General features: G+C 48.3%; 6 protein-coding genes. 1 reads left to right on the forward strand and 5 read right to left on the reverse strand.

Features of this window, described 5'->3' with window-relative positions; all coding sequences use genetic code 11:
* Positions 1–15 precede the first annotated feature (15 nt).
* Together Xbud_RS16375 and Xbud_RS16380 are read right to left on the reverse strand one after the other, a co-directional pair.
* Positions 16–2,013, reverse strand: coding sequence for a DNA topoisomerase III (locus tag Xbud_RS16375; protein WP_099137074.1), 1,998 nt, complete (start codon positions 2,011–2,013; stop codon positions 16–18).
* A gap of 14 nt (positions 2,014–2,027) precedes the next feature.
* Positions 2,028–2,741, reverse strand: a complete 714-nt coding sequence (locus Xbud_RS16380) for a PFL_4669 family integrating conjugative element protein (RefSeq protein WP_099137076.1) — start codon at positions 2,739–2,741, stop codon at positions 2,028–2,030.
* Between the two features lie 389 nt (positions 2,742–3,130).
* On the opposite strand from Xbud_RS16380, the gene Xbud_RS16385 reads away from it, so the two are divergent.
* Entirely contained in the window at positions 3,131–3,610 is a 480-nt protein-coding gene (locus tag Xbud_RS16385) for a hypothetical protein (protein ID WP_099137078.1), read from the forward strand.
* Positions 3,611–4,112: 502 nt separating this feature from the next.
* On the opposite strand, the gene Xbud_RS16390 is transcribed toward Xbud_RS16385, so the two are convergent.
* The 3 genes from Xbud_RS16390 to Xbud_RS19900 form a co-directional block, all read right to left on the reverse strand.
* On the reverse strand, positions 4,113–5,321 hold the full coding sequence (locus Xbud_RS16390) for an STY4528 family pathogenicity island replication protein (RefSeq protein ID WP_099137080.1): 1,209 nt from the start codon (positions 5,319–5,321) through the stop codon (positions 4,113–4,115).
* Between the two features lie 279 nt (positions 5,322–5,600).
* Entirely contained in the window at positions 5,601–6,620 is a 1,020-nt protein-coding gene (locus tag Xbud_RS16395) for an IS110 family RNA-guided transposase (protein WP_099137082.1), read from the reverse strand.
* A 227-nt stretch (positions 6,621–6,847) separates the two neighbouring features.
* Positions 6,848–7,059 (reverse strand): ParE family toxin-like protein (locus tag Xbud_RS19900; protein ID WP_099137083.1); only part of this gene is annotated, 212 nt, incomplete at its 5' end.

Below are 7,059 nucleotides of genomic sequence, written 5' to 3' on the forward strand. Positions count from 1 at the left end.
TCAACAATCAGATCTTCAAACTTTCTGATTTGCCCGCCTGACTTTGCGCGATTGGGTTACCGCTTTGTCATTCAGCATCCCTTTACAGGCTGGATAGTTCACGCAACCCCAGAACGGCGAGGTTTTTCCCTGCTGTTGCCACATCCGGCCGCCACAGTTCGGGCAGGCCGGGGTTTTCGGCAACGTCAGATGAAGGGGCTGTGTTTTACCCCGCTCGACTAAATGCTGAAGCCACTGCGCCTGTTTTTGCATAAAAACCGCCAGCGACGCTTTGCCCTGCGCAATATCATCCAGCGATTGTTCCCATAACGCAGTCATACCCGGATCCGTCAACACCGCCGGCAGCCCGGCAATCAGTTCCTGCGCCAGCGGCGTTGCGTGGATCACTTTCTTTTTCCGCTCAATCAGCTGGCGTTTAAACAAGGTGTCCAGGATCCCTGCCCGGGTCGCTTCCGTACCCAACCCGGCACTCTCGCGCAAGACCAGCTTTAATTGCGGATCACTGACCAGACTGGCGGCATTTTTCATCGCGGCAATCAGGGTGCCTTCAGTAAACGGTGCCGGGGGTTTGGTGTACAGTGACTGAATTTTTGCCTCAATCACCTGACATTGATCTCCCTGGTTGAGTGCCAGTAGTGGTAAATCGGCTTCCTGCTCTTCTTCCTCTTCATGCTCTCTCGTTCCATCTGCAAACAGTGCCTTCCAGCCCGTGATCACATTCACCCTGCCTTTTACCCGGAATAATTGCCCGCCGATATCCAACGTCACTTCTATAACATCCGCTTCCTGAACCAGCAGAAATTGCGCCAGGTAATACTGGCGAATAAGCTGATAAACCTTTAGTTCATCGGGCGTTAACCGGGTGAGATCAAAGACGTGACGCGTGGGAATAATGGCATGGTGTGCCGTGATTTTTTTGTCATTCCAGACGCGGGAAACACATTGTGTATCCAACTGGCCGATAATGGTGCTCATCGCCGGATCGGTCCGCACCAGCGCCGTCAGCACCGCCGGAATATCAGCCTGCATGGACACAGGCAGATACCCGCAATCCGTGCGTGGGTAAGTCGTGGCTTTATGGGTTTCATACAGGGACTGGGCAATCGCCAGCACCTGACTGGCTCCCATGCCCCAGAGACGGGACGCCGTTTGCTGCAATGTGCCCAAATCAAAACACAGTGGTGGCGGTGTTTTCTCCCGTTTTTTGCTGATATCCATTACGGTGGCGTGTGTTGCCTGCTGACAACGTTGCTGCACCAACTGTGCTGTTTCTTGCCGAATACAGCGGTTCTCATCATCGCAATCATTTTCTGAAGGCAACCATTTAGCCTGAAAGCGGACAGTGTCTTTTCCCAGCTTCGCCATGACCTGCCAGTACGGTTTTGGCACAAACTGATTGATGGCCTTATCCCGGTTCACCACCAGTGCCAGTGTCGGGGTCTGCACCCGCCCAATGGACAGCACCTCACCAAAGCCCAATGCCTGCGCTTTCAGGGTATACAAACGGGTCAGGTTGATGCCCGTTAACCAGTCGGCACGCGCTCGTCCCAGTCCGGCCTGATAGAGTGCTGCCGTCTGCTCACCCGGCAATATCGCCGCCAATGCCTGCCGGATGCTGGTTTCATCCAGCGCTGATAACCAGAGGCGTTTGACCCGTCCGGTGAAACGGCAATATTCCAGCAACTCACGGCCAATCACTTCCCCTTCACGGTCGGCATCGGTGGCAATAATTACCTCATCGACCTGTTTCAATAACTGCTGGATCACAGCAAATTGGTCAGCCGCCTCTTTTTTTACCGTCCACTGCCATTGCGTGGGCAGCACCTCCATCCGCCACGGCGGGCCGAATTGCTCACCATACTGTTCGGGTGCGGCCACCTCCAGCAAATGTCCGATGGCCCAGGTGACAATAATACGGGCACTGAAGAGAAATCCCTGCCCGCGCTGTTTCACCCCCAGAACGTTGGCAATGTCTTTGGCCTGCGAGGGTTTTTCACATAAATAAAGCTGCATCTTTTCCCCCTCCATTAATCGTGTGCTGTGGAACGTAACGGGGAGGCGAACGCGGAACGCTGTTTACCTGACAAAATATCGGGATGCGGTTCACCCAGCAGTTTAATGGCGTCAAGCCCTGCTGCGGTTTTCTCTGCAATATCCTGCCGGGTGACCGCCAGTGAACGATAAGAACGCACAAAACCGTAAATCTGGCGAATGGCACGGCTGCCGTTGTGCAGGAAGGCATCCCGCTCTGTACGTGAAATCAGCCCGTAATGAAAAGCCTGAAACGTTTTCATCGCCAGCTGGTCGTAACCAACCAGCAGCCAGACACAGCGGTAACCTAATGGCGAATGACTGTAGACCCCGATATTCAGCGGTTCGACAGAGGAAACGGCGGATAAGGTGATCTGCAGTGGGACGGCATTCAGGGTATCCTGCAAAATAGCCAGATTCTGCCTGATATTGACCGATGCGGCTTCCAACGCCTGTTCCAGCCTCACCAGCCAGACATCGGCATACGGATTATCCGCTGAGGAATCCACACTAATGTTGGCTGCACGTTTAATCACCTGCGGCATTCCGAGGATCGCCGTCACCTGATGTGTCTTGCTGATGTCTTCCCGTCGGCGCCCCGCCCACAATCGAATGGCATAGTGGGTATGTAATTCAATCGTTAATGAAGAGGTTAATACCCCGGCGCGTAAATGTGGCCGGGATGATGATTTGTCTTCTGCATCAGACATGCACAAAAACTCCTGTTTGGCCTTGATAAGTCAGTCAAACTATTAAGGCAAAGGAGGCGGTGACTCAATGGATAACCAGTTATGAAAAAAGAGAAAAATGATGTGTTTTATTCACTGTCAAAAAAGATGATTTTTTGAACTTTGTTGGCAGTGCCAACAAAGATTAATTTTTAGACTACATTGATGCCTACTAATGGATACTAATGGATACTAATGGATACTAATGGATACTAATGGATACTAATGTGACATTGATTCAATTATGAGTATAAGTCATCCATCTCTAAGTAATTAATTGATATATTGATTATAAAAAGTAGTTTAGTACTATCTGTTTCTTGTCTTTTTCTTTCAGTAGGTTACATCGTAATCGGTAAATGAGGGACATTATGAGCAAGACACTATGTTCATTAATTATTCTTATTTCTTCTTATTCTATGGCAAGTAATAATCTGAATATTCAGGTCATTGATGATTTAAATATCCAAGCCATAAATGCTGTTGATAACGCGTATAAAATATCTAAGTGCATGATAGATTTAGAAATAGCAGGAATACATGGAAGTAAGGAATATATGAATTTGTATAATAAATTTCATAATGAAATCAATTATTACATGGATGTATACAGCAAAGACAAAGAAATATATCAAAATGCATATCTGTCAGACATACCAATGAGATGGAGAATAGCAATAGATGCTAATAAGCTACCGGTGGATATATTAATAGGCAGACTGTTAGAAATAACTTCTGATATGGAAATGAGATATGTAGGCGATGTTTTCGCTCGGAATAGAACAATCATTCCAGAATCCGCAGGTCTGGACGCCTATAATACTGCACGCTGTTTCTTATTTACTAAATGAATTATCATATACGGTATCTATATAAAACAGACAGAATCAAACGTTGCTTTAGTTAATCAGTTATACGAAGAGAGAAAAATCGATAAACTTTATTCGTGCTAAAGAAGATTATTCTTCACTCACTGTTGGCAATGCTAACAGTGAGTGAATTTAATACTACAATACACGACCATATCGACTTAATACTAGAGGGAGCTATTGCTCTTGTGATTCAACCTTCAAAAAATAGTAGCACTCTTTAATATGTTAATTCAGCAGGACATAAATAGAAGGAGTCGCAATAAAAATAAAAACTAATACTATTCGTTGGTATTTAATGCTAATAGTTTCACCTAACCCTTTTTCTGCACAAAAATCAACTTACCAAAGAAATATTTAGAGTTTTTATATTTCACTGGCTGTGGTAGCTCTTTTTCACACGGTATTGGGATTGTCATAACTGTATATTTTTCATACTTTGTTGGCACTGCCAACAAAGTTCGCTTTTTAAGCAACTATGATTTTATTGATACTTCGCTAACGTCAATCGTTGACGAATATCTTTCACCATATCACGGACATGGGCTTGTGAGGATGGTGTTACAGTACGTTCCGTTTCTCGGATGAATTCAACCGATGTCTTCGCAGGGGCTGGCGTGGTAGCCGCAGTTTCAGCCTGCCCGTATAATTTTCCGTCCCGTGCCCGTTTCATCATCGTCAGCAGCCAGCCGACCGGATTACCGATTTTTCCTGCCCGTAGCGCTTTGTCCAGACAACTCAGTACGGTCTGTGCCTGTTCAGCGGGCAGCGCCTGCAACTGACTGATCAGCATTGTCACATCGTCCGGCTCCAGTTGTCGGCACAGCCCTTCCGGCAGAAAAACCGCGGATTGCGGATCGACGTATGTTTTTTTATTCACACTCTGTGTGAAAGAACGTACATAACAGTTCGGTTTAGTGGAACCACGATAAAACGTTGATTTCAGACTGAGTTCGGCATCCGAATTCAGCTCATTCTGTCCCTTTGGAAGACTCAGTTCGGTTTCCGAACCCGGCTTAATTTCCCTGAGTTCGGTTTGATGTTTGCCTTGTTGAAGCGACTGGCGCATCACTCTTTGCTGCGGTGTTTGCACCGCATTCAGTCTTTCTTCCAGCAAGCGAATATGACTGTGGCGATGGCGCATCAGCGGGTCTTCTTTGATGTCAGTCAGAACATCCCGGGCCGTCTGGCTGATAGTGCGGTTTTTGCTGCGACAGGCTTCCGCTACGGTATCCAGCCAGTGAGGATCGAGAAGTTCGGCATCACGGCAGGTCAGCGGTTCATCGTGTTGCGCATAGATATTGCCCCGTACCCGCCCGTGTTCATCTCGGATACGCTTGCATAAACTCAGCCAGCCGGTTATTCGCAGCATCAGTAATACCCGGCTGACAGTTTCACGCGATGCCCTGCCTTTATAGGGTGATGCCAGCAGGACCTGCAATTCGTCATAACTGGGAAAAACCGTGCCTTCATTTTGTTGGGCATACAGACGGATCATCATCCAGCCGGTTTTATCCAATGGCGACAGGCGATCATCCAGTAACAGGCGGCGGGGATACGCATCCTGAACATTGCCCATAAACAGCAGACCACTGCGAAGTTGTGAAACGTCATCATCTGCGCGGTGTTCCAGACGCATTTTCATTTTGGCAATCGTGTGTGCAATCAGGCTGTCTGCTGACAGGTTTATCATGATCCCTTATATGAACGCGTCCCGTTTGCAATGACATCCAGTGTTTTGATTCTGACAGATAGGTTGCAGCTTTATATCCGGCTTTTTGCAGCCATAAAGCTGCGAGCCCCTATGTAATTCGCTAACTCACGCCTCATTTTTCTCGCGGGCTTTAAGCCCAAGGGATCATTCAGGTTTAGTGAGTCACGGTCTTACCTGTCTTCGTCATCACTCTGGCCGCCACAGCAACCTTTCAGCATTCACCCTTTGTTAGGAGTTAATATTTATCGGTATCCGCGCTTAATAAGGCCTGATACTGACATGATTCTTATCGTATTTACGTCCATGGGCAGCTATTGCCCATACTGTTCGTGCCAGCTTGTTTGCCATCGCCACAATAGCCACACTGGTCGGACGGCGTTTCTTCAGCTCGGTAATCCAGAGACCGGGCTCTTTTGTTAACAGAGCGGCTGCCCGTGCGCCATGGACAAAAAGGGTTCGCAGATACGTATCACCCCGTTTGCTTATCCCCAGCAGGCGCACTTTTCCTCCAGAGCCGGTTTGCTTCGGAACCAGACCCACATAAGCCGCAAACTCGCGACCCGATTTAAACGCCGAGGCTTCTCCCATGGCGGCGACTGCTGCCGTCGCGATGAGTGGCCCCACTCCGGGGATTTCCATCAGACGTTTGCAGGTCTCACTCTGCCGAGCCACACTGAGAAGTTGTTTTTCGATACCGTCTATCTGATAGTCCAGTTCACTCAGCCTGTTATACTGGTCATCCAGTACACTGATGAGATACGGAGGGAGACGCATCTTCAGCCGTTCCAGAGCTTCCGGTAGTTCTTTGGCCAGTGCTGCCCGGCCTTTGTGGAGGGTTTCTCCGAACTCAAGGAATATTCCGTACAGGGCATTAATCTGTGCCGTCCGAAACTTCACCAGTTGCCTGCGAGTCCGGTGCAGAACCAGTACAGACTGCTGTTCTTCCGTTTTAACAGCGATTTCTTTGCCCGGTTGCTGTACCGCCATCCAGATAGCACGGGCATCCATCACATCATTTTTGTTACCCATGACGAATGCCTTAACAAAACGAGCTTGCATAAGCCGGACTTTATGCCCCTGTTTTTTCAGTTCACGCGCCCAGTGCTGAGAGCCTCCACAGGCTTCCATACCTATCAGACAGGGTTCCCGGTTACTGAAGAAAGTCAGAAAATCCCTGCTACGTAGTTGTTTATCAACCATTTCACCCGTGTGCTCATTGATGAAGTGAACCTGAATCAGATGTTTTGCGATATCAACGCAAACTGGTATATATTTCATGTGTGGAGTCTCCAGTCTGAGGGAGCTTTATGCATCCCGTATTGGGCACTATGATGCCGGAAATCTGTGAGGCTCCACACCTTTCTCTTTATTCATCGTCGTGCTCCGGATTTAATGGGTGGGACGCGTTCATTACATTTCTCTCTGGTTTTAACCGTTAAAAATAATGTCAGGGCTGCACCCTGTTACGCTGAACAAGATGCAGAATGACACGACTTCAACACGGACTATTTACGAATTTCATTGTTATAACGTTCATGGAGCATCAGCTCCCACGATTGTCCGTCATCACGACTTAACAGACGCCAGAACAACCCCACGTTGATTTTCAGATACCCGGTGCCTTTTTCTTTCAGCCGGACGTAATTGCGCTCGCCCCGCTGGTAACACCGCACCTGATGTTGCGCCTTGCGACGCAGTGACAGCGGTGTCGTTGCGG

It is taken from the genome of Xenorhabdus budapestensis (assembly GCF_002632465.1).
GTDB classification, from domain to species: Bacteria; Pseudomonadota; Gammaproteobacteria; order Enterobacterales; family Enterobacteriaceae; genus Xenorhabdus; species Xenorhabdus budapestensis.